Origin of the sequence: Streptomyces sp. NBC_00461 (assembly GCF_036013935.1) — a bacterium.
Classification (GTDB): Bacteria; Actinomycetota; Actinomycetes; order Streptomycetales; family Streptomycetaceae; genus Streptomyces.
In genome coordinates this window covers 4,434,971-4,459,373 of record NZ_CP107902.1, presented here as the reverse complement: position 1 = coordinate 4,459,373, position 24,403 = coordinate 4,434,971, and the positions used below count along the sequence as shown (strand labels likewise).

Below are 24,403 nucleotides of genomic sequence, written 5' to 3'. Positions count from 1 at the left end.
TTCACACGCCTGACCTAGTCCATTACCCTGGACTCGGCAGTGCAGCATGATGAACGAATCCGAGCCGAGCACCTGGACCGCCCGTGACCGCCCCCAGCACGACCACCTCCTCACCTTCAGCGGTGCAGGCCGCCGCCACGGCCCCGCACGGCCGCGGCTCCCTCGGGCCTGTCGGCCTGGTCCTGGCCGGCTGTGTCTCGGTGCAGTTCGGCGGGGCGCTGGCGGTGAGCCTGATGCCGCGGGCCGGCGCGCTCGGCGTGGTCACCCTGCGGCTGCTCGCGGCGGCCGTGGTGCTGCTGGTGGTCTGCCGCCCCCGGCTGCGCGGCCACTCCCGCTCCGACTGGCGCACGGTGATCGTCTTCGGTCTCACCATGGGCGCCATGAACGGACTGTTCTACCAGGCGGTCGCCCGTATCCCGCTCGGCCTCGCGGTCACCCTGGAGGTCCTCGGCCCGCTCGCCCTCTCCGTCCTGGCCTCCCGCCGCGCGGTCAACGCGGTGTGGGCCGGCCTGGCGCTCGTCGGCGTCTTCCTCCTGGGTGGCGGGGGCTTCAGCGACCTGGACCTGGTGGGAGTCGCCTTCGCGCTGGGGGCGGGCGCGATGTGGGCGACGTACATCATCTTCAGCGCGCGTACGGGGCGACGGTTCCCGCAGGCCGACGGGCTGGCGCTGGCCATGGGCGTGGCCGCGCTGGTGATGCTTCCGCTCGGGATCGCCGAATCGGGGACGAGACTCACCGACCCGACGACGATCGCCCTGGGTTCGGCGGTGGCGATCCTCTCCTCGGTCCTTCCCTACACCCTCGAACTGCTCGCGCTCCGCCGTCTCCCCGCCTCCACCTTCGCGATCATGATGAGCCTGGAACCGGCCATCGCCGCGACGGCCGGATTCCTGATCCTCGGCCAGTCCCTGTCGGCCGTGCAGGCCGCCGCGATCGCCCTGGTCATCGCGGCGAGCATGGGCGCGGTGCGGACGCAGGTGGGGCGAGGAAAGACCGTGGCGCCGGAGGCCTGACGGGAGACGGTCCGGCCTTCTCCCGCACCGATCAGTCCGCGGCCTTCTCCGCACCTATGAGTCCGCGGCCTTCTCCCACACCGAGACGTGCTGCCGGCTCTCACTCGTGAACGGCCGCCGGGACCACCCGTCCCACCGGTCACGCAGCCTCAGCCCGGCGATCCGGGCCATCAGGTCGAGCTCCGCGGGCCATACGTAGCGGAACGGCACGGCCAGATACGAGCCCTGCCCGTCCTCCACCCGCACATGGTGCGAGCTGACCGACTGGGTGGCGACGTCGTACAGGTCGAAGCCCAGCCGCCCCTCGCCCACGTGGAACGGCACCGCGTTCTGCCCGGGCGGGAGCCGGCGCAGATCGGGGACTCCCACCTCGACGACGAAGCTGCCGCCGGGGTCGAGATGCGCGGCGACGTTGCGGAAGCAGTCGACCTGGGCGTCCTGCGTCGTCAGGTTCATGATCGTGTTGAAGACCAGGTACGCGACGGAGAAGCCGCCCGCCACCTTGGCCGTGGCGAAGTCCCCGATCGTCACGCCGATCGCGTCGCCGCCGGGCTTGGCCCGCAGCCGCTCCGCCATCGCCCGGGACAGTTCGATGCCGTGCACCTCGACACCGCGCTCCGACAGCGGCAACGCGACGCGACCGGTGCCGACGCCCAGTTCCAGAGCCCTGCCGGAGCCTGCCAGCTCCGCCAGCAGATCCACGGCCGGTCCCACCATGTCCGGCGCGAACATGTCCGCCGCCGACTCGTCGTACCCCGCCGCGACGGATTCTCCGAAGTAACCGTCCTCATCGAGCATCGGCCGACCGTACTGCGGCACCGGCGGGCGGCGCGCGGGAATTTCCCCCGGATCGCGCTGATCGGGCGGATCGGGAGACTCAGGACACGGACACTCGCCGGGAACAAATAATGCAAGCACGCTTGATTGTTTCTTGGGTCGCTGCCATGCTCGCCCCATGGCTGACCCGACGCCCGTGATCGACGATCTCTGTGCGGAGAGCGAGGAACTCGACCTCCTGGTGGCCGAGTTGAGCCCGGAGCAGTGGGCGCTCGCGACCCCGGCACCCGGCTGGACCGTGGCCCACCAGATCGCGCATCTCGCCTGGACCGACCACTCGTCCCTCCTGACCGTGACCGACCAGGGCGCCTTCGCGCGTGAGGTCGAGAAGGCGCTGGCCGCACCCGGGGACTTCGTGGACAACGGCGCGGAGGAGGGCGCTCGGAAGCCGCCCGCGCAGCTGCTCGCGGACTGGCGGGCCGGGCGTACCGCGCTGGCCGAGGCGCTGCGGGCCGCACCCGACGGCGCCCGCTTCCCCTGGTACGGCCCGCCCATGTCCACCGCCTCGATGGCCACCGCCCGCCTCATGGAGACCTGGGCCCACGGTCTGGACGTCGCGGATGCGCTGGGGGTGGCACGCACCCCGACCGACCGGCTACGGCACATCGTCCGCCTCGGCATCCGCACCCGCGACTTCGCTTTCGGCGTGCAGGGCCTGCCCGTGCCGTTCGAGGAGTTCCGCGTCGAACTGACCGCGCCCTCCGGTGAGTTGTGGGTGTACGGCCCCGAGGACGCCGACGACCGTGTCACCGGCCCCGCCCTCGACTTCTGCCTCCTGGTCACTCAGCGCGCCCACCGCCTCGACCTCGCCCTGCGCACCGAGGGCCCCGACGCCGACCGCTGGCTCGACATCGCCCAGGCCTTCGCGGGGCCGTCGGGCGCCGGACGCGAGCCCAAGGGAGGCGCCGTATGACCCTGCGCATCGGCAACGCCTCCGGCTTCTACGGCGACCGTTTCGACGCCATGCGCGAGATGCTCACCGGCGGGGAACTGGACGTCCTCACCGGCGACTACCTCGCCGAGCTCACCATGCTGATCCTGGGCCGGGACCGCATGAAGGATCCCTCCGGCGGATACGCCCGCACCTTCCTCCGTCAGCTGGAGGAGTGCCTGGGACTCGCGCACGCGCGCGGCGTCCGCATCGTCACCAACGCGGGCGGCCTCAACCCGGCCGGACTCGCCGGCGCCGTACGGCAGTTGGCCGACCGCCTCGGCATCCCCGTCCGGGTGGCGCACGTCGAGGGCGACGACCTCACCGCCGCCCACCCGGGCAGCCTCGCCGCCCACGCCTACCTCGGCGGGTTCGGCATCGCGGCCTGCCTTCGGGAGGGCGCGGACGTCGTCGTCACCGGGCGCGTGACGGATGCCGCGCTGGTCACCGGGCCCGCCGTCGCGCACTTCGGGTGGGGGACCGGGGAGTACGACCGGCTGGCGGGGGCCGTCGTCGCCGGGCATGTGCTGGAATGCGGGGCACAGGCGACCGGCGGCAACTACGCGTTCTTCGACGAGCGCGCGCGGGACCTGAGGCGGCCCGGCTTCCCTCTCGCCGAGATCCACGACGACGGCAGCTGCGTCATCACCAAACACCCCGGCACCGGCGGTTTCGTCGACGTCGGGACGGTGACCGCGCAGTTGTTGTACGAGACGGCGGGCGCCCGTTACGCGGGACCGGACGTGACGGCCCGCCTGGACACGGTCCGCCTCACCCAGGACGGCCCCGACCGCGTCCGCATCGAGGGCGTACGCGGCGAGGCCCCGCCCCCCACCCTCAAGGTGGGCCTCAACCGCCTCGGCGGCTTCCGCAACGAGGTCGCCTTCGTCCTCACCGGCCTCGACATCGAGGCGAAGGCCGAGCTCGTGCGGGAGCAGATGGAGACCGCGTTCCGGGAGGCCAAGTCACCGCCCGGCGAGGTCGGCTGGGATCTCGTCCGCACCGACCGGCCCGACGCGGCGACCGAGGAGACCGCGAGCGCGCTGCTTCGGCTCGTCGTACGGGACCCGGACGAGAGGGTCGTCGGCCGGACACTGAGCGGGGCCGCCGTGGAACTGGCACTGGCCAGCTACCCGGGCTTCCATGTGCTGGCGCCACCTGGAAAGGGCGCGCCTTATGGGGTCTTCGATGACGTGTACGTCCCCCATGGCGCCGTCGACCATGTGGCGGTGCTCCATGACGGACGGCGGGTTCCCGTGGCTCCGGCCCAGGACACCCTCGTACTCGAAGAGCTTCCGGACCCCGCAGCGCCTGAACCGCCGGCCGTCGGGCCCACCCGGCGCGCCCCTCTCGGGCTCGTCGCCGGTGCGCGCAGCGGTGACAAGGGCGGGAACGCCAACGTGGGCGTGTGGGTGCGGACGTCCGCGGCTGACGCGGCCTGGCGATGGCTCGTCCACGAGCTGACGGCGGACCGGTTTCGCGAGCTGATCCCCGAGAGCCGCGCGCTGCACGTCACCCGGCACGTCCTGCCGAACCTCCGCGCCCTCAACTTCGTGGTCGAGGGCATCCTCGGCGAGGGCGTAGCCGCCCGGCGCCGCTTCGACCCGCAGGCCAAGGCCCTCGGCGAGTGGCTGCGCTCCCGTCACCTGGACATTCCTCAGGAGCTGCTGTGACGGTCATCGACTCCAGCCTGGACACGGCGGGTTCCGACTACCGGGCGGCCCGCGACACCATGCTCGCCAAGCTCGCCGACCTGGACGCGGAGCACGCGAAGGCGTTGGCGGGCGGCGGCGAGAAGTACGTCGCGCGGCACCGGGGGCGCGGCAAGATGCTCGCCCGCGAGCGCATCGAGCTGCTTCTCGACCCGGACACGCCCTTCCTGGAGCTGTCGCCGCTCGCCGCCTGGGGCAGCGAGTACACGGTGGGTGCCTCGCTCGTCACCGGCATCGGGGTCGTGTCGGGCGTCGAGTGCCTGATCACGGCCAACGACCCGACCGTGCGCGGCGGCGCCAGCAACCCCTGGTCACTGAAGAAGGCCCTGCGGGCCAACGACATCGCGCTCACCAACCGGCTGCCCTGCATCAGCCTGGTGGAGTCCGGCGGCGCCGATCTGCCGTCCCAGAAGGAGATCTTCATCCCCGGAGGCGCCATCTTCCGGGACCTGACACGGTTGTCGGCGGCCGGTATCCCGACCGTCGCCGTCGTCTTCGGGAACTCGACGGCCGGCGGCGCGTACATCCCCGGCATGTCCGACCACGTGATCATGGTCAAGGAGCGCGCGAAGGTGTTCCTCGGCGGCCCGCCCCTGGTGAAGATGGCCACCGGCGAGGAGAGCGACGACGAGTCGCTCGGCGGCGCCGAGATGCACGCGCGCGTGTCGGGTCTCGCGGACTATTTCGCCGTCGACGAGCCGGACGCCCTGCGACAGGCCCGGCGGGTCGTCGCCCGCCTCAACCACCGCAAGGCGTACGGCGATCCGGGACCGGCGGCACCCCCCAAGTACGACGAGGACGAACTGCTGGGCGTCGTCCCAGGGGACCTCAGGACCCCCTTCGACCCGCGCGAGGTGATCGCCCGGATCGTCGACGCCTCCGACTTCGACGAGTTCAAGCCGCTGTACGGGACGAGCCTGACGACGGGCTGGGCCGCTCTGCACGGCTATCCCGTCGGAATCCTGGCCAACGCCCGGGGGGTCCTGTTCAGCGAGGAGTCCCAGAAGGCCGCCCAGTTCATCCAGTTGGCCAACCAGCGGGACATCCCCCTCCTCTTCCTCCACAACACCACCGGCTACATGGTCGGCAAGGAGTACGAGCAGGGCGGCATCATCAAGCACGGCGCGATGATGATCAACGCGGTGAGCAACAGCCGGGTCCCGCACCTGTCCGTGCTGATGGGCGCCTCGTACGGCGCCGGGCACTACGGCATGTGCGGGCGAGCGTACGACCCGCGCTTCCTGTTCGCCTGGCCCAGCGCCAAGTCGGCCGTCATGGGCCCGCAGCAGCTCGCCGGCGTCCTGTCGATCGTCGCCCGGCAGTCGGCGGCCGCGAAGGGGCAGCCCTACGACGAGGACGCGGACGCCGCCCTGCGCGCCATGGTGGAGCAGCAGATCGAGTCCGAGTCGCTGCCGATGTTCCTGTCGGGGCGGCTGTACGACGACGGCGTCATCGACCCGCGCGACACCCGCACCGTCCTCGGCCTGTGCCTGTCGGCCGTCCACACGGCGCCGTACGAGGGCGCACGGGGCGGCTTCGGCGTCTTCCGGATGTGAGGGACCTTCCAGTGATCACTTCAGTCCTCGTCGCCAACCGGGGCGAGATCGCCTGCCGGGTCTTCCGGACCTGCCGTGAGTGGGGAATCCGGACGGTCGCCGTGCACTCCGACGCCGACGAGAACGCGCTCCACGCGCGCGTGGCCGACGCGGCGGTACGGCTGCCGGGCGCGGCCCCCGCTGAGACGTATCTGCGCGGCGACCTGATCGTGAAGGCGGCCGTCGCGTCCGGCGCGGACGCCGTGCACCCCGGCTACGGCTTCCTCTCCGAGAACGCGGACTTCGCGCGTGCCGTCATCGACGCCGGACTGGTGTGGATCGGCCCGCCCCCGGAGGCGATCGAGGCGATGGCCTCCAAGACGCGCGCCAAGAAGCTGATGGGTCTCGCGCCGCTGACCGCGGTGACCGAGTCCGATCTTCCGGTGCTGGTGAAGGCGGCCGCGGGCGGCGGCGGCCGCGGGATGCGCGTCGTGCGCCGCCTGGCGGACCTCGACGCCGCACTGGAGGGCGCACGGGCCGAGGCCGCGAGCGCTTTCGGGGACGGCGAGGTCTTCGTCGAGCCGTACGTCGAGGGCGGCCGGCACGTCGAGGTGCAGGTCCTGGCCGACACGCACGGCACGGTGTGGGCGCTGGGCACCCGGGACTGCTCCCTGCAGCGCCGGCACCAGAAGGTGATCGAGGAGGCGCCCGCCCCGGCCCTGACGCCCGAACTGACCGGCTCCCTCCACGAGATGGCCGTACGAGCCACCCGGGCCGTCGACTACGTGGGCGCCGGCACCGTCGAGTTCCTCGTCTCCGGCGATCGGCCCCACTTCCTGGAGATGAACACCCGCCTCCAGGTCGAACACCCCGTCACGGAAGCCGTGTTCGGCATCGACCTGGTGGCCCTGCAGATCCAGGTCGCTCAGGGGCACGCACTGGAAAAGGAGCCTCCGCGCGCGCGTGGCCACGCCGTCGAGGCCCGCCTCTACGCCGAGGACCCGGCGACCGGGTGGACCCCGCAGACGGGCACCCTGCACCGCCTCGACGTCCCGGAGCACATCCGACTGGACACCGGCTACGCGTCCGGCGACCCGATCGGCGTCCACTACGACCCCATGCTCGCGAAGGCCGTCGCCCACGCCCCCACGCGCGCGGAAGCGATCCGCAAACTGGCGGGCGCCCTCGAACGCGCGACGATCCACGGCCCGGTCACCAACCGCGACCTCCTGCTCCGCTCCCTGCGGCACGAGGAGTTCACGACGTCCCGCATGGACACGGGCTTCTACGACCGTCACCTCGACGAACTGACGACCGCGACCGTCGACCCGCACGCCCCCTTGGCCGCCGCGCTCGCCCAGGCCCAGGGACGTTCCCGCTTCGGCGGCTTCCGCAACCTCCCCTCCCAGCCGCAGACCCGGCGCTACGCGATGGCGGGCGAGGACCACGAGGCTCAGTACCGGCACACGCGGGCCGGCCTGGAGGCGGACGGCGTGCGGGTGGTGCACGCGGACGCCGACCTCGTCGTACTCGAAGTGGACGGCGTACGGCGCAGGTTCGAGGTGGCACGGTACGGCGACCAGGTGTACGTGAACGCGACGGCGCTGACCGCTCTGCCACGCTTCCCGGACCCGACGGCCCCACACGCCCCCGGCTCCCTCCTCGCCCCCATGCCGGGCACGGTCGTGAGGGTGGCCGACGGCTTGACCGTAGGAGCTGCTGTGACGGCCGGAGAGCCCCTCCTCTGGCTGGAGGCGATGAAGATGCAACACAAGATCACAGCCCCGGTGACAGGGACGCTGACGGCCTTGTCAGCCGTTGTGGGTCAGCAGGTCGAGGTCAACGCATTGCTGGCGGTCGTAGAGCCCACCTAAGGGCGCGGGGCCGTATCGACATGCGGCTACCGCCGCGTGAGCGCGACCAGCCACGGACAACCCGCACCCCGAAGGAGACCAGATGGCCCTCATCGAATCCGAAGAACACAAAGCCCTCCGCTCGGCCGTCGCCGCCCTGGGCAGACGCCACGGCCGCGACTTCGACCGAGAAGCTCTCTGGTCCGAGGCAGCCAAGCTCGGCTACCTGGGCGTCAACCTGCCAGAGGCACACGGCGGCGGAGGCGGCGGCACAGCCGAACTCTCCATAGTCCTCGAAGAACTCGGCGCCGCAGGCTGCCCCCTGCTGATGATGATCGTCTCCCCCGCCATCTGCGGCACAGTGATCGCCCGCTTCGGCACCGAGGACCAAAAGCGCACGTGGCTGCCGGGCCTCGCCGACGGGACCCGTACCATGGCCTTTGGCATCACAGAGCCGGACGCCGGTTCCAATTCCCACCGCATCACCACCACCGCCCGCCGCGACCCGGACACCGGCGACTGGTTGCTCACGGGCCGCAAGGTCTTCGTCTCCGGTGTGGACATAGCCGACGCGACCCTCATCGTCGGCCGCACCGCGGACGCCCGCACCGGCACCCTCAAGCCCTGCCTGTTCATCGTCCCGCGCGACGCGGAAGGCTTCGTCCGCAGGCAGATCGACATGGAACTCCACGCCGCGGAGAAGCAGTTCGAGCTGACCCTGGACGACGTGCGCCTCCCCGCCGACGCACTCGTCGGCGACGAGGACGCGGGCCTGCTGCAACTCTTCGCCGGCCTCAACCCCGAACGCATCATGACGGCCGCCTTCGCGATCGGCATGGGCCGCTACGCCCTCGCCCGCGCCGTCGAGTACGCCCGCGACCGCACCGTCTGGAAGACACCCATCGGCGCCCACCAGGCCGTCGCGCACCCCCTCGCCCAGGCGCACATCGACCTCGAACTCGCCCGCCTGATGATGCAGAAGGCGGCGTACCTGTACGACGCCGGGGACGACGCCGGCGCGGGAGAGGCCGCCAACATGGCGAAGTACGCGGCAGGCGAGGCCTGTGTGAAGGCGGTCGACCAGGCCGTGCACACCCTCGGCGGGAACGGCCTCACCCGCGAATTCGGGCTCGCCCGGTTGATAACGGCCTCGCGCGTGGCTCGTATTGCTCCGGTGAGCCGGGAGATGATTCTCAACTACGTCTCCCACCAGACCCTGGGCCTGCCCAAGTCGTACTAGGCCGCCCGCCGCCTTGGAGGAACCGTGTTCCGCAGCGAGTACGCAGACGTCCCGCCCGTAGAACTCCCCATCCACGAGGCGGTGCTGGGCCGGGCGGCCGAGTTCGGTGACGCGCCCGCCCTGATCGACGGAACCGACGGCACCACCCTCACGTACGAGCAACTGGACCGTTTCCACCGGCGCATCGCGGCCGCGCTCGCCGAGGCAGACGTGCGCAAGGGGGACGTGCTCGCCCTGCACAGCCCGAACACCGTGGCCTTCCCGACCGCGTTCTACGCGGCCACGCGCGCGGGTGCCTCCGTCACCACCGTGCACCCGCTGGCCACGGCCGAGGAGTTCGGCAAGCAGCTGAAGGACTCGGCGGCACGCTGGATCATCACCGTGTCGCCGCTGCTCCAGACGGCGCGCAGAGCCGCCGAACTCGCGGGCGGAGTCGAGGAGATCTTCGTCTGCGACAGCGCACCGGGACACCGGTCACTGATCGACATGCTGGCCTCCGCCGCCCCGGAGCCGGCGGTCGACATCGACCCGGTGACCGACGTGGCGGCGCTCCCGTACTCCTCCGGGACCACCGGCATCCCCAAGGGCGTGATGCTCACGCACCGCCAGATCGCCACCAACCTCGCCCAGCTCGAACCCGTCATGCCGGCCGGCCCCGGCGACCGTATCCTCGCCGTCCTGCCCTTCTTCCACATCTACGGTCTGACGGCACTGATGAACGCGCCGCTGAGGCAGGGCGCCACGATCGTCGTCCTGCCGGGCTTCGAGCTGGAGACCTTCCTCGCGGCCATCCAGAACCACCGCATCACCGGCCTGTTCGTGGCCCCGCCGATCGTCCTGGCCCTGGCCAAGCACCCGCTGGTCGCCCAGTACGACCTGTCGTCCCTGAAGCACATCGTCAGCGCCGCCGCCCCGCTGGACGCCGGCCTGGCCGCCGCCTGCTCCCGGCGGCTCGGCCTGCCGCCCGTCGGGCAGGCCTACGGCATGACGGAACTGTCGCCCGGCACCCACGTCGTACCCCTCGACGCCATGGCCGACGCACCGCCCGGAACCGTCGGCAAGCTCATCGCCGGCACCGAGATGCGCGTCGTCTCCCTCGACGACCCCGGCAAGGACCTCGGCGTCGGCGAGGGCGGCGAGATCCTCATCCGCGGCCCCCAGATCATGAAGGGCTACCTGGGCCGCCCCGACGCCACCGCCGCGATGATCGACGAGGACGGCTGGCTGCACACCGGAGACGTGGGCCATGTGGACGCCGACGGCTGGCTGTTCGTCGTCGACCGGGTGAAGGAACTCATCAAGTACAAGGGTTTCCAGGTCGCCCCCGCCGAACTGGAGGCCCTGCTGCTGACCCACCCGGGCATCGCCGACGCGGCCGTCATCGGCGTCTACAACGACGACAACAACGAGGTCCCGCACGCGTACGTGGTCCGCCAGCCGAACGCGACCGGCCTGTCCGAAGGGGAGGTCATGATGTACGTCGCCGAACGCGTCGCCCCCTACAAGCGCGTCCGCCAGGTCACCTTCATGGACGCCGTCCCCCGGGCCGCCTCCGGAAAGATCCTGCGCCGGGAACTGCGGTCACTCAGGGAGCGCACATGACGTTGATCGCACGCACGCGCGCGCGGGGCGTCGAGACACTCAGCCTCGACGCCCCGGCCAACCGCAACGCGCTCTCGGCGGCGCTCGTCGGCGAACTGGCCGACGCGCTGACGGACTGCGCCAAGGACGCCGACGTACGCGCGATCGTCCTCACCCACACCGGCAACACCTTCTGCGCGGGCGCCGACCTGCGCGACCCCCCGAACCCGGACGCACTGGTGGGGCTGTTCCGGCAGATCGTCGGCCTGCGCAAACCCGTGGTCGCCCGGGTCACCGGGCACGTACGGGCGGGCGGCCTGGGCCTGCTGGCCGCCTGCGACATCACGGCCGCGTCCACCGAGGCGACCTTCGCCTTCACCGAGGTGCGGATCGGAGTGGCCCCCGCGGTCATCTCCCTCGCCCTCCTGCCCCGCACGGACCCGCGAGCCCTTGCCCGCTACTACCTCACCGGCGAGCGCTTCGACGCGACGGAGGCGGCCCGCATCGGCCTGCTGACGGTGGCGGGCGAGGACGTCGACACGGCCCTCGCCCCCGTCCTCGACGGTCTGCGCCGAGCCGCCCCCCAGGCCCTGGCCGAGACGAAACAGCTGCTCACAGCTAGGGTGCTGGAGACATTCGACCGTGACGCGGCCGACCTCACCGCGCTCTCCGCCCGGCTGTTCGCCTCCCCGCAGGCCCGCGAGGGAATGACGGCCTTCCTGGAACGATGGGATCCCCCATGGGTGCTGTGACCGCAGACGGCAGCGCCGAACGCGTAGACCGCCTGCCCAAGCAGGACCGCAGCCGGGCCACCCGGCAGCGGCTCCTGGAGGCCGCCGTGGCCTGCCTCGCCGAGCACGGCTGGGCGGGCTCCACGGTGTCCGTCGTCGCCGAACGCGCGGGCGTCTCCCGCGGCGCCGCCCAGCACCACTTCCCGACCCGCGAGGACCTCTTCACGGCAGCGGTCGAATACGTCGCCGAAGAGCGGTCCACGGCCCTGCGCGCCCTGTTCCCGCAAGGCGCGGCAGGCGACCGGCGCGCCGTCGTGTCGGCCCTCGTCGACCTCTACACCGGCCCGCTCTTCCGAGCCGCCCTCCACCTCTGGGTCGCCGCCTCGAACGAGGAGCAGCTGCGCCCCCGCGTGACGGAACTGGAGGCGCGCGTCGGCCGCGAGACACACCGGATAGCGGTGGACCTGCTGGGCGCCGACGAATCCTGCCCCGGTGCCCGGGAGACCGTCCAGGGCCTCCTGGACATGGCCAGGGGCCTGGGCCTGGCCAACCTGCTGACCGACGACACGGGGCGCCGGGACCGTGTCGTGGCGCAATGGGCGGCGCTGCTGGACCAGGCCCTGGGCTGATCACCGAGCCGGGAACCGTTCACCTGTTTCTTGCGAGGAGGCCCGGGCGTTCACGCCGGGGAGGAATCGCATCCGGGTGTCGCGACGCGGAGCGTCGCCGCATCCGGTTAGGGGCGCGGAGCGCCCGCCGCTGTCGGCACCGCCGAGGTGAGGCGAACGCGTGTACCCGTGATCGCTGGTCGGGGTGATGGCCGGGGAATCATGGTCCGTGTGTGCGGCTGTCGTACGTATGGTCCTTCGGAGGGTTCGGGACGGCGCGATGTCCCGGCCCAGGGCCATGAGGGGGCGAGATGGCGCAGGTGGAGGCGACTGCGGAGGCCGGGCATGCCCGGTACACCCTTCGGCTGCGCCTGTCGTCCGCCGCCCGTACCGCCCTGGCGGCGGAGTGGGACCGATGCCGTTGGGTGTGGAACGAATGCGCCGCCAAGTCCAGGGCCATACACCTGCACAACAAGGCCACCGGGCAGAAGGCCACGTGCGGTCCGGCTCAGCTCGACAGGATGCTGACCGGGGCCCGCGCCCGTACGCCATGGCTGCGGGAGGGCTCGTCGGTTGTTCAGCAGCAGGTCATCCGCGACTTCGGCCGCTCCCGCACCAAGGCACAGAAGGACATCAAGGCGCGCCTGCCCATGGCGCGTCAGGCCGGGATGCCGAAGTGGAAGACGAAACGCGAGGCGCTGCCGTCCCTCAACTACACCCGGCGCGGGTTCGGGTTGAAGGACGGCCGGCTGCACCTGGCGGGTGGCATCGTCGTGACGGTGGTGTGGTCGCGGGAACTGCCGGCCGAACCGTCCTCGGTACGCGTCTACCAGGACAGTCTCGGACACTGGTATGGCTCGTTCGTCGTCCCCGCCGAGGTCGAGCCCCTGCCTCGGACCGGCCGTGTACTCGGCGTCGACTGGGGCGTGAAGGAGACCGCGACGACCACGTCCGACGCGCACGACCTGCCGCACGCCGAGCACGGCAGGAAGGCGAAGGCGAAGCTGACCCGGTATGACCGGATGATGGCCCGCCGCAGGCCGAAGAAGGGCCGGCCCGGGTCGAAGGGCTACCGCGAGGCGAAGAAACTGCGGGCGAAGGCGCACAAGAAGGTTGCGAGACAGCGTCAGGACACCGGCCGCAAGTGGGCCAAAAAGGCTGTCCGCGACCACGATGCCATCGCTGTCGAGGACTTCCGTCCGAAGTTCCTCGCCAAGACCACGATGGCCCGCAAGGCCGCTGACGCCGCCATCGGCGCCACCAAGGCCGCGCTGATCGAGATGGGCCGCAAGCACGGGCGGGACATCCGCCTCGTCCACCCCGCGCACACCACGATGGACTGCGCGCACTGCGATGCGAGAGCCAAGCATCGCCTGCCGCTGGGTGAGCGCACCTACACCTGCACCGTATGCGGAAACGTGTCCCCACGGGACAAGAACTCCGCACGCGTCATGCTCGTCCGGGCTGGTCTCAACCCGGCTGGCGCTGATGGCGGAAGACCTCCTGGAGCGCTGCTCCAGGAGGCAGCCTGAGCCAGGAATCCCCTTCCCTTCAGGGAGGGGAGGATTCAAGGAAAACCCGTGGCCGTCGCGGCCGAGCGGCCCCACGCGGAGCCGCCCAGCCCCACGCGAGGCCACCGCACCCGGCCGGTGCCCCGGCACGAGGGCCTGTTGCGAAAGTGGCTCCCCCAGAGGGGGTGCCCCCAGCCGCGCGACGCCCGGCACGCTCCCCCACTGCCTTAAGGGCGTGGGAGGTGCCCCCACTCGCCGCACCGCCCGAAAGCCCGAGTACGCCCGGTACGAGGGCTTCCGGGCGGCACTCCCCCAGCCTCCGGCCGGGGGGGACCCCCAGAGCACCACGCCGGACGCCGCGCGGCCGCCCTTCGGGCGACGACGCCACTTTCGCAACAGGCCCTAGTGACCGATGCCCTCGTAACCCTCGATCTCCTGCGGCCCCCGCGTCCCGGGTCCGATGTAGCGCGCGGACGGCCGTACGAGCCGCCCGGTCCGCTTCTGCTCCAGGATGTGCGCGGACCACCCGGCCGTACGGGCACACGTGAACATCGACGTGAACATGTGCGCCGGGACCTCGGCGAAGTCGAGAACGATCGCCGCCCAGAACTCGACGTTCGTCGCCAGGACCCGGTCCGGGCGCCGGGCGTGCAGCTCCGCCAGCGCGGCCTTCTCCAGCGCCTCGGCCACCTCGAACCGCGGAGCGCCCAGCTCACGCGCGGTACGGCGCAGCACGCGCGCGCGTGGGTCCTCGGCGCGGTAGACGCGGTGCCCGAAGCCCATCAGGCGCTCGCCCTTGTCCAGAGCCTGCTTCACATACGCCTCGGCGTCCCCGGTCCGCTCGATCTCCTCGATCATGCCGAGGACGCGGGAGGGGGCGCCGCCGTGCAGCGGGCCCGACATCGCTCCTACGGCGCCGGAGAGGGCGGCCGCCACGTCGGCGCCGGTGGAGGCGATGACGCGGGCCGTGAAGGTGGACGCGTTCATGCCGTGCTCGGCGGCCGAGGTCCAGTAGGCGTCGACGGCCGCGACGTGCTTCGGGTCCGGCTCGCCCCGCCAGCGGATCATGAACCGCTCGACGACGGACTGGGCCGTGTCGATCTCGCGCTGCGGAACCATGGGCCGCCCCTGGCCGCGGGCGGACTGGGCGACGTAGGAGAGGGCCATGACGGCGGCTCGGGCCAGGTCGGCCCGTGCCTGCTCGGCGTCGATGTCCAGCAGCGGTTTGAGGCCCCACACGGGAGCCAGCATGGCCAGCGCCGACTGGACGTCCACCCGGATGTCGCCGGAGTGGACGGGGATCGGGAACGGCTCGGCGGGCGGCAGACCGGGGTTGAAGGCGCCGTCGACCAGCAGTCCCCACACGTTGCCGAACGAGACGTGGCCGACCAGGTCCTCGATGTCGACGCCCCGGTACCGCAGGGCGCCGCCCTCCTTGTCCGGTTCGGCGATCTCCGTCTCGAACGCGACAACTCCCTCGAGACCGGGTACGAAGTCGGACATCAGGCGGCTCCTCGTGATGTGTACGACAGTTGTGTACGACAGATGTGGCGGCTCGGCCGTTGGATCCCCGGTCGGTTCGTGCGACTCACGGTCCTGGGTGGCCACCCTGGTGATGCCCCGTACGGCTGCTCACTCAACCGGAACGGCACCAGCACGATATCTCCGAGTGCCACTCTTGGGGAGACTTCGCGGCACTCAGTGCCACTCGCCCTCTTCGATGATGACGGACACCAGGCCGAACGGCACCCGCGTATACGGCAGGATGACCGCGTGACCGACCGAGACGCCGCCCCCCTGGACCCCGCCGCGATGCGCAAGCAGTACCGGGCCGAGGGCCTCGCCGAGTCCGATCTGGCCGCCACCCCGGTGGCGCAGTTCGCGCGCTGGTTCGAACAGGCCGCGACGGAGGCCCACCTGTTCGAGCCGAACGCCATGGTCGTCTCCACGGCGAACGCCGTGGGCCGCCCCGGCTCCCGCACGGTGCTGCTCAAGCAGTTCGACGACCAGGGCTTCGTCTTCTTCACCAACTACGACTCCCGCAAGGCCCGCGACCTCGCGGAGAACCCGTACGTCTCGCTCCTGTTCCCCTGGCACCCGATGGCCCGCCAGGTCATCGTCACGGGCCTCGCCCGCCGCACCGGCCGTGACGAGACGGCCGCCTACTTCCGCACCCGCCCGCACGGCTCCCAGCTCGGCGCCTGGGCCAGCGCCCAGTCGAGCGTGATCGCCACTCGCGCCGACGTCGACACCTCGTACGCCGAACTGGCCGCCCGCTATCCCGAGGGCGAGCAGGTCCCGGTCCCCCCGAACTGGGGCGGCTTCCGGGTGGCCCCGCAGGCGGTGGAGTTCTGGCAGGGGCGCGAGAACCGGCTGCACGACCGGTTGCGCTACGTGGTGGAGGCGGACGGGGGCTGGCGCGTGGAGCGGCTCAGTCCGTGAAGCGGGTCACGCGGGTCACGCGGATCACTCAGGTCAACCGGGTCTGAAAACGCAGGCGACCCGCGAGTCTGGTTCCTCCAGAGGAGGAGCCGGCCGGACGTACCGGCGACTCGCGGGTCGGGTGACTGCATTGGATTGGGCCGGCTGCGTGCAACTCACACACGCTGGCGTCCGGCGCCGAACCGAGTACGACGGCGGGCCACTAGCCCGCAGCCACCTCTTCCGTCCGGTATTCATACATCTGCCGAACCACCTCCTTTCCGAATTGGCAGCAGCCTAGGAAGCGGGCGACCACCGATCAACCGGTTTTTCACGATGCCGACCGCGTTAGCGTTCTGTCCATGACAGAACAGCAGGTGACGCGGCGAGCGGTCCTCGGCGGTTCCACCTTCGAGGAGCAGATCGGGTACGCCCGGGCGGTGGTGGACGGCGACTGGGTGCATGTGTCCGGGACGACGGGGTTCGACTACGGCACCATGACGATCCCCGACGGCGTGGTGGAGCAGGCGGAGCAGTGTCTGCGGAACATAGCGGCGGCGCTCGCGGAGGCGGGGTGCGGGTTCTCCGATGTCGTACGGGTGCGGTATCTGCTGCCGGCGCGGGAGGACTTCGAGCCGTGCTGGCCCGTGCTGCGGAAGGCGTTCGGGGAGGTGCGGCCGGCGGCGACGATGATGGTGTGCGGGCTCGCGGATCCTCGGATGCGGATCGAGATCGAGGTGTACGCGCGGCGCAGGGGGCTGCGGATCGAGGCCGTGCACGGAGAGGCCATGCTCGACGAGTGGCGGCATGTGCACAACGCGGTCGTGCCGCCCGCCGCGATGTCGCTCGACGAGGCGCGGGAGCGGCTGGGGCGCTATCGGCTGGAGAACGCGTATCTCGGGGATGTTCTCGTCGGCTGTTCGACGGTGCGGCCGCCGGAGGACGACCGGGGGGCGGCGACGGTGATCGCGCGCGTGCTGCCCGGACACCGCGGGCGGGGGTTCGGGACGGCGCTGTACGAGAAGGGGCTGGCCCACGCGCGCGTGCTCGGCGCCCGGGACGTGGAGACATGCGTGCTGGCGGCCAACGAGGACGGGCTGCGGTTCGCCGAGAAGTGCGGATTCGTCGAGGTCGAGCGGTATGTGCTCGACGGTGAAAGCGATGAGTGGGTTGATCTTCGGCTTGCTCAGGGGTGATCGTGGAGGCGGAGGCGGCTTACAACGATTCCCTCAATCTTGTGGGAACTCGGTGTGTGCTGCGTCACGTTCAAGTTAGATGATTGCGAGTGAGCGAAACGACGCGCCGTAGGTGCGGACGCAGCTTGGCAGGGGGTCCAGGTGAGTGCTTCCCGGCGTAGTGGGACCACCGACGAGCTGGGGCCGGACGAGCCCGAGCGGGCCGGTCCTGTGGGTCCTGACGGCTCCGATCTGCTGGCCGCCCTGCTGGACGGGATGGACGCCGCGCTGTGTGCCTTCGACGCCGGCGGGGTGGTGACCCACTGGAACCGCGAGGCGGAGCGGATCCTGGGATGGACCGCGGCCGAGGCGGTGGGGCGGCACGGGTTCGCGGGGTGGGCCGTACGCAGTGCGGACGCCGAGGAGGTCGAGGCGCGGCTGATGTCCGCCATGGAGGCCCCCGGGCGGCAGGTGCACGAGTTCGCGCTGCTGACGAAGGACGGCGGGCGGGTGCTGGTGCGGACGCAGTCCGCCGCGGTGCGCGGGCCGGAGGGGAAGCCCGCGGGCGTGTACTGCGCCTTCAGTGAAGTGCATACGCAGATCGACCTGGAGCGGTCGATCGCGCTCAGCGAGGCGTTGTTCGAGGACGCGAGCTGGGGGGTCGTGCTCGTCGACGCCGATCTGCGGCCGGCCGTGGTGAACGCGCACGCGGCGCGTTCGCTCGGCATCGGGCGTACGTCGGCGCTGGGACGGCCGCTGGGTGAGTTGCTCGCGCAGGGCGTGGAGGAACTGGAGAGCGCGCTCACGCATGTGCTCGCGGAGGGCGCGCCGCCCGCGCCGGCCGAGATCTGGGTGAGCGTGCGGACGCCGGAGGGCGATCAGCGGCGGTGCTGGCGCTGCGGCTTCGTACGGCTGGCCTCGCCCCTCGCGGAGGAGCCGGTGCCGCTGGGCGTCGCCTGGCTCTTCCAGGACGTGACGGACGGCAAGCAGGGCGAGCAGGAGGCGGCGCTGCTGCGGTTCAGGACCAACCAGCTGCACCGGGCGGCCCGGGCGGCCGCGGAGTGCGAGAACCCCGGGGAGGCGGCGACCGTCCATCTCGACTTCGCGCTCGCCGGGTTCGCCGATCATGCGCTGATCGACCGGGTGGCGGGCAGCCCGGCGGCCGACGGGGAGACGGAGGGGCCGGTGCGGCTGGTACGGGTCGCCGCGACGCCCTCCGGTGCACCCGGGCCGAGCCTGCTCACCGGGCAGGCCGGGTTGCCCGTGCGGTACGCGCAGGGGCATCCGGCGTTGCAGTGCGTGGAGCGGATCGGGTCGGTGCGGGCCAGCGTGGGGTCGGTGCCGGTCGAGCAGGCGCGGGAGTGGGCACGGGCCCGGCAGTGGCCCGGCGACGCGGTGCACGCGCTGTGCGCGGTGCTGCGCAGCCGGGGGCGGACGCTGGGGGTCGTGACGTTTCTGCGCGGGGGTGGGCGCAGCCAGTTCGAGCGGACCGACGCGGCCTACGCGGAGGACGTGGCCGCGAGAATCGGGGCGGCGCTGGATCTGGCGCGGGTCGTGGGGAGCGAGTAGCGGATCAACGCCGGACCACTGCCGGATCAACGCCGGATCACTGCTGGTAGAAGATCCGGTCCCCGTACTCCGCCATCACGCGCCCGTTCCATTCGTGCCCGCCGTCGACGTTCCCCGACCTGAGCAGCGGCGGCTCGATGCCCCGCTCGGCCAGTGCGCCCGCCGCCGTGGCCATGACCGCCTGCAGGATCGCGCTGGTGACGACGGTCGAGGCCGGGGCGAAGGGGGCCGGGACGGTGTCGAGGGTGAGGGTCGCGTCGCCGACGGCGATCTTGGAGTCGAGGACGATGTCGCAGTGGTCGCGCAGACAGGTACCGGAGACGTGCCGGGAACGGGTCTCGGTCGCGTACGCCACCGACGTCACCCCGATGACCCGCACTCCGCGCGCGCGGGCGGACATGGCCATCTCGACGGGGAGGGCGTTGCGGCCGGAGAGGGAGATGATGATCAGGACGTCGCCCTCGCGCAGGGGCGAGCTGTCCAGGACGGCGGTCGCGAGGCCGTCCACGCGCTCCAGGGCGGAGCCCAGGGTGGCCGGCATGACGTCGACGCCGACGACGCCGGGCACGGCGAGCAGGTTCATGAGGGCGAGACCGCCCGCGCGGTAGACGACGTCCTGCGCGGCGAGCGAGGAGTGTCCGGCGCCGAAGGCGAAGAGGCGACCGCCGCCCACGACGGTGTCGGCGAGCAGTGTGCCGGCCGCCGTGATGGACTGCGCCTCCTCGTCCCGGACCCGCTGCAGGAGATCGATCGCAGCGTCGAAGAACTGGTCGGCCGGTGTGCCGTCGCTCATGCGGGTCCTTCCGGAGCGGCAGGGGTGTCCGTGTCGCGGATCACCGTGCGGTCTGGACCAGTGCCGTGTCAATACATGCCGTCAGCTACGCCCCGGTACCCCGCCGTAATCCCCTGGTTCCAACGGCGCGGCACGCTTGTCAGTGGTATGCGTCAGAATTGAATCCAGGGCCAGCGCACATGCCAGAAGCTGTCGTGCTTCCGGCAGATCTCACCAAGGGGCACGTATGTCCGGACTGATCGACACCACGGAGATGTATCTCCGCACCATCCTCGAACTGGAAGAGGAAGGTGTGGTGCCCATGCGGGCCCGGATCGCCGAGCGGCTGGACCAGAGCGGGCCGACGGTCAGCCAGACGGTGGCGCGGATGGAGCGGGACGGCCTGGTGTCCGTCGCCAGCGACCGTCATCTGGAGCTCACGGACGAGGGCCGCCGGCTCGCCACGCGCGTGATGCGCAAGCACCGGCTCGCCGAGTGTCTGCTCGTCGACGTGATCGGCCTGGAGTGGGAGCAGGTGCACGCCGAGGCGTGCCGCTGGGAGCACGTGATGAGCGAGGCCGTGGAGCGGCGGGTGCTCGAACTGCTGCGGCACCCGACCGAGTCGCCGTACGGCAACCCGATCCCGGGCCTGGAGGAGCTGGGCGAGAAGGACGGCGCGGACCCGTTCCTGGACGCGGGCATGGTGTCGCTGGCCGATCTCGACCCGGGCCTGGAGGGCAAGACGGTCGTGGTGCGCCGTATCGGCGAGCCGATCCAGACGGACGCGCAGCTGATGTACACGCTGCGCCGTGCGGGCGTGCAGCCCGGCTCGGTGGTGAGCGTGACGGAGTCGGCGGGCGGCGTGCTGGTGGGCAGCGGCGGCGAGGCCGCCGAGCTGGCGGCGGACGTGGCGTCCCACGTGTTCGTGGCCAAGCGCTGACTACCGCGGGCGAGCTGTTTCCGGCCTTGCCCCGGGCCGCGCGGATGCCGTCAACTTCCGGTGTTCCAGGGGTATTTGAAGTGCCGCGCGAGCTTCTGGTCGAACTCTTCGACGTCGAGATTCAGTGCGTGGAAATCGCAGCGCTCGGACGTTCCGCGTGCGAGGCTGTCGCGTGGGGCATATGACCTGAGGGGGCGGGAGGATGCGCCGCAGACGTGTGGAGGGCCCCGGCGCCTTGCGGCGCCGGGGCCTGTCCTCCCCTGTGCTGACCCGGAGCCCCGAGCTCCCAGGGTCATCCCCTTCGGACCGTTTTCCCCGAGCGGTCCGCCTCCCGCTGAAGATCTCCCCTCGGCGGCGGCGATCATTCCTTGAACGAGGTCACTCGTACGAGGGGTGTTGCCCGCAGGGACAGAGTTTTCGAATAGCCATTCGATAGTCTGGGTGACGGATCACGCGGGGTCTGCGCTTCAGGAGGGGAGGCGCGCGCACCGGCACAGGCAGCTGCACTGCACGGCACGGCAGGACACGGTTCACAGGACCGGTCGGCTCAAGCGGAGCGAGCGGTCCGAGCGGAGCTAGGGGGGTGCCAGGACCATGGCGCGACGTATCGATGTGACCGGGGCGGGCGGCGTACGCCTCGCGGCCTGGGAGTTCGGCGACCCGCCCAAGACCGATCCGCCCAGGACCGATCCGACGAACGGCGCGACCGGCGAGCCCGCTCCCGGCGTGCTGTTACTGCACGGCTTGATGGGCCGCGCCTCGCACTGGGCGTCCACCGCCCGCTGGCTCTCCGAGCGGCACCGTGCCGTCGCGCTCGACCAGCGCGGCCACGGCCAGAGCGCCAAGCCCCCGCAGGGATCGTTCACGCGTGAGGCCTACGTCGAGGACGCCGAGGCCGCTCTCCAGCAGCTCGGTCTCACTCCGGCCGTCCTCGTCGGTCACGCCATGGGCGCACTGACCGCCTGGCAGCTCGCGGCCAAGCGCCCCGATCTGGTCCGCGGGTTGATCATCTGCGACATGCGGGCATCCGCACTGGGCGGGGCCTCGCAGCGGGAGTGGGAGGAGTGGTTTCGGGCCTGGCCCGCCCCCTTCGCCACGCTCGCCGACGTACGGAAGTGGTTCGGCGAGGACGATCCCTGGGTGGAGCGGCCGAATCCGTCACGCGGGGAGTTCTACGCCGAGGTGATGCACGAGTCCGCCGACGGCTGGCGGCCCGTGTTCGATCCGGCCCAGATGCTCAGGTCCCGCGAGACGTGGGTGCACGACGCGCACTGGGAGGAGCTGGCCCAGGTGCGATGTCCCGCGCTGGTCGTGCGCGGCCTCGACGGTGAGCTGGGGCGCGCCGAGGCCCAGGAGATGGTCCGGGTGCTGCCTCTGGGGGAGTACGCGGAGGTCGCCGATGCCGGACATCTTGTGCACTACGACCAGCCGGAGGGGTGGCGGGCGGCGATCGAGCCGTTCGTGGACGCGGTGCTCACTGCGTGAGGCTGGGCGGGGGGCGCCTCATCGGTTGGGGGTTCTGTCGCTTTGCGGGTGCAGGTCGATTGTGGCTGGTCGCGCAGTTCCCCGCGCCCCTTTGGGGCGCGCCGTCAGCCCTTGCTTACCGCCGTCAGGATCTCCGGCAGGCGGCCCGCTGTGCGGGGGGCCGCCAGGCGTAGGCCTGCCCAGGTGATCGTGGCGCCGTACGCCGCGCCCACCGGCAGCAGCAGCCAGCCCCACTCGTCGCCGTTCTTCGCCACGTTCACCCAGATCGCCGCCACGATGACGGGAGCGGACAGCAGGGCCGCCGAGACCATGCCGCCGAAGATCGAGATCCAGGCCAGACCGGCCTGCCCGGGAGCCACGTTCTTGTAGCCCTCCTGCGGGATGGAGTACGGGAACCGGGCGGAGGTCCACGCCCCGGTCGCCAGCATCGCGCCGAGCAGGGCGAAGGACAGCCCGAGCACCTCGGGCAGGCGGGGCCAGTCGCCGAGCATCGCGGTCGTCACGACGGTGACCAGGGTGGCGTACGGCAAGGTGATCAGCAGCAGGGCGAGGGCCCGGCCGCGCAGCTCGACGTAGGCGTCGCGCGGGGAGGAGATGGTCGTGGCGACCATCCAGAACGCGGAGGTGTCCTGGCCGAACTGGTTGTACATCTGGATGCCGAGCATCCCGGCGGCGAAGCAGGCGAAGTAGATCGAGCCGGTGCCCTGCAGCGCGTTGAACACCGGCACGATCAGGCCGATGGCGAGCGAGGTCACCCAGGCGGCCTTGGTCTTGGGGTCGCGCCAGATGTAGCGCAGGCTGCGCTCCATGACCGTACCGGTGCGTCCGGCGGGCAGCAGACGGGTCAGGCCACCGGAGGTCCGTTCGCGGGCGGTGGGTTCGGCGGCCTGGAGCGTGGAGCCGTCGGGCGAGGTCATCAGCCGGGTCAGATGACGCGACCACACGGCGAGCAGCAGGACCAACGCACCCAGAGTCAGGGCGAGTTGAAGGGTGGCGGCACCGTACGACCCCTCGCTCACCGACTCCACCGCGCCGACCGCAGCCGCGGGCGGCACCCACTTCAGCACCTCGGCCACCGGGTCCAGCTGCGTGAGCCCGGACGAACCCAGGTGCTGCGCCCCGAAGTTGACCAGCTGCGCCCCGATCGCGACGACCAGACCGCTCAGCACCGCGAGGTCACGGCCCTTGCGGCTGGTCAGCAGCCGGATGTTGGCGGCGGCGACGGCGCGTGCGAGGGCCACGCACACCAGCAGTGCCAGGACGACCGCGACGACACCGACGGCGTACGCAGCACCGCCGTGCGCGACCGAGATCACCGAACCGGCCAGCAGGAGCAGCGTGAACAGCGGTCCGATGCCCACCAGGGAGGCCGCGAGCAGCGCCCGCACCAGCGGCCGGGGCCGCAGTGGCAGCATCACGAGGCGCGTCGGGTCGAGCGTCTCGTCGCCGCCCGGGAAGAACAGCGGCATCACCGCCCAGCCCAGCGCCAGCACGGCCACCAGCAGCACGACCACGGACAGCGCATGGTCGTTCCCGTGCAGCGCGATCAGCCCGAGCAACTGCAGCGCCCCGAAGAGCACGACCAGGACGGCCGACACCACGTAGGCGGCCCGCCGTCCGCCGGACTGCTTGAGTCCGTTGCGCAGCAGGGAGAGCTTCAGGCGTACGACGACGGGAGTGATGTTCGCGTGATCCGTCATCGCGCGCCGCCGCCCAGCCAGTCCAGGTTCGACCCCGTGTCGCGGCCGCCCGCGCCGACGAGTTCGAGGAACGCCTGCTGCAGCGAGGGCGAGTCCCCGCGCACCTCGGCGAGCGTGCCGTGGGCGCGGATGCGGCCGGCGGCCATCACGGCCACCCAGTCGCACAGCGACTCGACGAGTTCCATGACGTGGGAGGAGAAGACGACCGTCGCGCCCGAGGCGGTGTACCGCTCCAGCACGCCGCGAATGGTCTGGGCGGACACCGGGTCGACGCCCTCGAACGGCTCGTCGAGGAAGAGCACTTCGGGATTGTGGAGGAGCGCGGCGGCGAGCCCGATCTTCTTGCGCATGCCGGTCGAGTAGTCGACGACGAGCTTGTGCTGGGCGCCGGCCAGGTCGAGCACGTCGAGAAGCTGTGTGGCCCGCTTGTCGACCTCACCGCCGGGCAGTCCGCGCAACCGCCCGCTGTAGGCGAGCAGTTCGCGCCCCGACAACCGCTCGAACAGCCTGAGCCCCTCCGGCAGCACCCCGATCCGCGCCTTCACGGCCACCGGATCCCGCCACACGTCGTGCCCGACGACCTCGACGCTCCCCTGATCGGGCCGCAGCAACCCGGTGACCATGGAGAGGGTGGTGGTCTTCCCGGCCCCGTTCGGTCCCACGAGCCCGATGAACTTCCCCGCGGGCAACTCCAGATCGATCCCGGCAACAGCGACCTGCTGCCCGAACCGCTTCCAGAGCCCACGGACCCGTACGGCGGCGGCCCCGGCCTCATTTCCCTCTGTCATG

Annotated in this window: 20 protein-coding genes; 15 read left to right on the top strand and 5 right to left on the bottom strand. The window is 71.4% G+C overall.

All coding sequences use genetic code 11. From position 1 onward, the window contains the following. The first annotated feature begins 83 nt into the window (after positions 1 to 83). Positions 84 to 1,013, top strand: a complete 930-nt coding sequence (locus OG870_RS20785) for an EamA family transporter (protein ID WP_405624511.1) — start codon at positions 84 to 86, stop codon at positions 1,011 to 1,013. Between the two features lie 54 nt (positions 1,014 to 1,067). On the opposite strand, the gene OG870_RS20780 is transcribed toward OG870_RS20785, so the two are convergent. Next, on the bottom strand, positions 1,068 to 1,811 hold the full coding sequence (locus tag OG870_RS20780; protein ID WP_327691248.1) for a class I SAM-dependent DNA methyltransferase: 744 nt from the start codon (positions 1,809 to 1,811) through the stop codon (positions 1,068 to 1,070). 157 nt (positions 1,812 to 1,968) lie between these two features. Between OG870_RS20780 and OG870_RS20775 the strand changes: the two genes are divergently transcribed. The 9 genes from OG870_RS20775 (at position 1,969) to OG870_RS20735 (ending at position 13,573) form a co-directional block, all read left to right on the top strand. Beyond that, positions 1,969 to 2,763 (top strand): TIGR03084 family metal-binding protein, encoded by a 795-nt coding sequence (locus OG870_RS20775; protein ID WP_266516560.1) that lies wholly within the window; start codon positions 1,969 to 1,971, stop codon positions 2,761 to 2,763. Further along, positions 2,760 to 4,454 carry an acyclic terpene utilization AtuA family protein gene (locus tag OG870_RS20770; protein ID WP_266583618.1) on the top strand — a complete coding sequence of 565 codons (1,695 nt, stop codon included), beginning with the start codon at positions 2,760 to 2,762 and terminating at the stop codon, positions 4,452 to 4,454. Before OG870_RS20775 ends, OG870_RS20770 begins: the two co-directional genes overlap by 4 nt. Beyond that, positions 4,451 to 6,049, top strand: coding sequence for an acyl-CoA carboxylase subunit beta (locus OG870_RS20765; protein ID WP_266583620.1), 1,599 nt, complete (start codon positions 4,451 to 4,453; stop codon positions 6,047 to 6,049). Before OG870_RS20770 ends, OG870_RS20765 begins: the two co-directional genes overlap by 4 nt. Before the next feature lie 11 nt (positions 6,050 to 6,060). Further along, on the top strand, positions 6,061 to 7,902 hold the full coding sequence (locus OG870_RS20760; RefSeq protein WP_266583622.1) for an acetyl/propionyl/methylcrotonyl-CoA carboxylase subunit alpha: 1,842 nt from the start codon (positions 6,061 to 6,063) through the stop codon (positions 7,900 to 7,902). A gap of 82 nt (positions 7,903 to 7,984) precedes the next feature. Further along, positions 7,985 to 9,121 carry an acyl-CoA dehydrogenase family protein gene (locus tag OG870_RS20755; RefSeq protein ID WP_266516549.1) on the top strand — a complete coding sequence of 379 codons (1,137 nt, stop codon included), beginning with the start codon at positions 7,985 to 7,987 and terminating at the stop codon, positions 9,119 to 9,121. A 24-nt stretch (positions 9,122 to 9,145) separates the two neighbouring features. Continuing rightward, on the top strand, positions 9,146 to 10,723 hold the full coding sequence (locus tag OG870_RS20750) for a 4-coumarate--CoA ligase family protein (RefSeq protein WP_327691247.1): 1,578 nt from the start codon (positions 9,146 to 9,148) through the stop codon (positions 10,721 to 10,723). Further along, positions 10,720 to 11,454: an enoyl-CoA hydratase family protein gene (locus tag OG870_RS20745; protein ID WP_266839825.1), complete on the top strand. Its 735-nt coding sequence runs from the start codon at positions 10,720 to 10,722 to the stop codon at positions 11,452 to 11,454. Before OG870_RS20750 ends, OG870_RS20745 begins: the two co-directional genes overlap by 4 nt. Continuing rightward, positions 11,442 to 12,062 (top strand): TetR/AcrR family transcriptional regulator, encoded by a 621-nt coding sequence (locus OG870_RS20740; protein WP_266839827.1) that lies wholly within the window; start codon positions 11,442 to 11,444, stop codon positions 12,060 to 12,062. The genes OG870_RS20745 and OG870_RS20740 overlap by 13 nt, the downstream gene beginning before the upstream one ends. Positions 12,063 to 12,352: 290 nt before the next feature. Then, complete coding sequence (locus OG870_RS20735) at positions 12,353 to 13,573, top strand: RNA-guided endonuclease InsQ/TnpB family protein (RefSeq protein WP_327691245.1); 1,221 nt, start codon at positions 12,353 to 12,355, stop codon at positions 13,571 to 13,573. Between the two features lie 381 nt (positions 13,574 to 13,954). Here the strand turns inward: OG870_RS20735 and OG870_RS20730 are convergent, their stop codons facing one another. After that, positions 13,955 to 15,055, bottom strand: coding sequence for a citrate synthase 2 (locus OG870_RS20730; protein WP_266516540.1), 1,101 nt, complete (start codon positions 15,053 to 15,055; stop codon positions 13,955 to 13,957). Between the two features lie 270 nt (positions 15,056 to 15,325). On the opposite strand from OG870_RS20730, the gene pdxH reads away from it, so the two are divergent. The 3 genes from pdxH (at position 15,326) to OG870_RS20715 (ending at position 18,717) form a co-directional block, all read left to right on the top strand. After that, complete coding sequence (pdxH, locus tag OG870_RS20725; protein WP_327691244.1) at positions 15,326 to 15,994, top strand: pyridoxamine 5'-phosphate oxidase; 669 nt, start codon at positions 15,326 to 15,328, stop codon at positions 15,992 to 15,994. A 341-nt stretch (positions 15,995 to 16,335) separates the two neighbouring features. Then, complete coding sequence (locus tag OG870_RS20720; RefSeq protein WP_266583634.1) at positions 16,336 to 17,169, top strand: GNAT family N-acetyltransferase; 834 nt, start codon at positions 16,336 to 16,338, stop codon at positions 17,167 to 17,169. Positions 17,170 to 17,310: 141 nt separating this feature from the next. Beyond that, entirely contained in the window at positions 17,311 to 18,717 is a 1,407-nt protein-coding gene (locus OG870_RS20715; protein WP_266516531.1) for a PAS domain-containing protein, read from the top strand. A gap of 37 nt (positions 18,718 to 18,754) precedes the next feature. Here the strand turns inward: OG870_RS20715 and OG870_RS20710 are convergent, their stop codons facing one another. Further along, complete coding sequence (locus OG870_RS20710) at positions 18,755 to 19,510, bottom strand: SIS domain-containing protein (protein WP_266516528.1); 756 nt, start codon at positions 19,508 to 19,510, stop codon at positions 18,755 to 18,757. Between the two features lie 226 nt (positions 19,511 to 19,736). On the opposite strand from OG870_RS20710, the gene OG870_RS20705 reads away from it, so the two are divergent. Together OG870_RS20705 and OG870_RS20700 are read left to right on the top strand one after the other, a co-directional pair. Then, positions 19,737 to 20,429 carry a metal-dependent transcriptional regulator gene (locus tag OG870_RS20705; RefSeq protein WP_266516526.1) on the top strand — a complete coding sequence of 231 codons (693 nt, stop codon included), beginning with the start codon at positions 19,737 to 19,739 and terminating at the stop codon, positions 20,427 to 20,429. A 594-nt stretch (positions 20,430 to 21,023) separates the two neighbouring features. Beyond that, complete coding sequence (locus tag OG870_RS20700) at positions 21,024 to 21,914, top strand: alpha/beta fold hydrolase (protein ID WP_266516523.1); 891 nt, start codon at positions 21,024 to 21,026, stop codon at positions 21,912 to 21,914. 104 nt (positions 21,915 to 22,018) lie between these two features. Here the strand turns inward: OG870_RS20700 and OG870_RS20695 are convergent, their stop codons facing one another. After that, entirely contained in the window at positions 22,019 to 23,614 is a 1,596-nt protein-coding gene (locus tag OG870_RS20695; protein ID WP_266583638.1) for a transporter, read from the bottom strand. Continuing rightward, entirely contained in the window at positions 23,611 to 24,402 is a 792-nt protein-coding gene (locus OG870_RS20690; RefSeq protein WP_266516518.1) for an ABC transporter ATP-binding protein, read from the bottom strand. The genes OG870_RS20695 and OG870_RS20690 overlap by 4 nt, the downstream gene beginning before the upstream one ends. Position 24,403 lies beyond the last annotated feature (1 nt).

Coding starts and splice junctions, on each gene's coding strand:
- OG870_RS20780 (WP_327691248.1), bottom strand. CDS start 1,811: ATGCTCGATGAGGACGGTTACTTCGGAGAATCCGTCGCGGCGGGGTAC.
- OG870_RS20775 (WP_266516560.1), top strand. CDS start 1,969: ATGGCTGACCCGACGCCCGTGATCGACGATCTCTGTGCGGAGAGCGAG.
- OG870_RS20770 (WP_266583618.1), top strand. CDS start 2,760: ATGACCCTGCGCATCGGCAACGCCTCCGGCTTCTACGGCGACCGTTTC.
- OG870_RS20755 (WP_266516549.1), top strand. CDS start 7,985: ATGGCCCTCATCGAATCCGAAGAACACAAAGCCCTCCGCTCGGCCGTC.
- OG870_RS20745 (WP_266839825.1), top strand. CDS start 10,720: ATGACGTTGATCGCACGCACGCGCGCGCGGGGCGTCGAGACACTCAGC.
- OG870_RS20740 (WP_266839827.1), top strand. CDS start 11,442: ATGGGTGCTGTGACCGCAGACGGCAGCGCCGAACGCGTAGACCGCCTG.
- OG870_RS20735 (WP_327691245.1), top strand. CDS start 12,353: ATGGCGCAGGTGGAGGCGACTGCGGAGGCCGGGCATGCCCGGTACACC.
- OG870_RS20730 (WP_266516540.1), bottom strand. CDS start 15,055: ATGTCCGACTTCGTACCCGGTCTCGAGGGAGTTGTCGCGTTCGAGACG.
- OG870_RS20720 (WP_266583634.1), top strand. CDS start 16,336: ATGACAGAACAGCAGGTGACGCGGCGAGCGGTCCTCGGCGGTTCCACC.
- OG870_RS20710 (WP_266516528.1), bottom strand. CDS start 19,510: ATGAGCGACGGCACACCGGCCGACCAGTTCTTCGACGCTGCGATCGAT.
- OG870_RS20705 (WP_266516526.1), top strand. CDS start 19,737: ATGTCCGGACTGATCGACACCACGGAGATGTATCTCCGCACCATCCTC.
- OG870_RS20700 (WP_266516523.1), top strand. CDS start 21,024: ATGGCGCGACGTATCGATGTGACCGGGGCGGGCGGCGTACGCCTCGCG.
- OG870_RS20695 (WP_266583638.1), bottom strand. CDS start 23,614: ATGACGGATCACGCGAACATCACTCCCGTCGTCGTACGCCTGAAGCTC.
- OG870_RS20690 (WP_266516518.1), bottom strand. CDS start 24,402: ATGACAGAGGGAAATGAGGCCGGGGCCGCCGCCGTACGGGTCCGTGGG.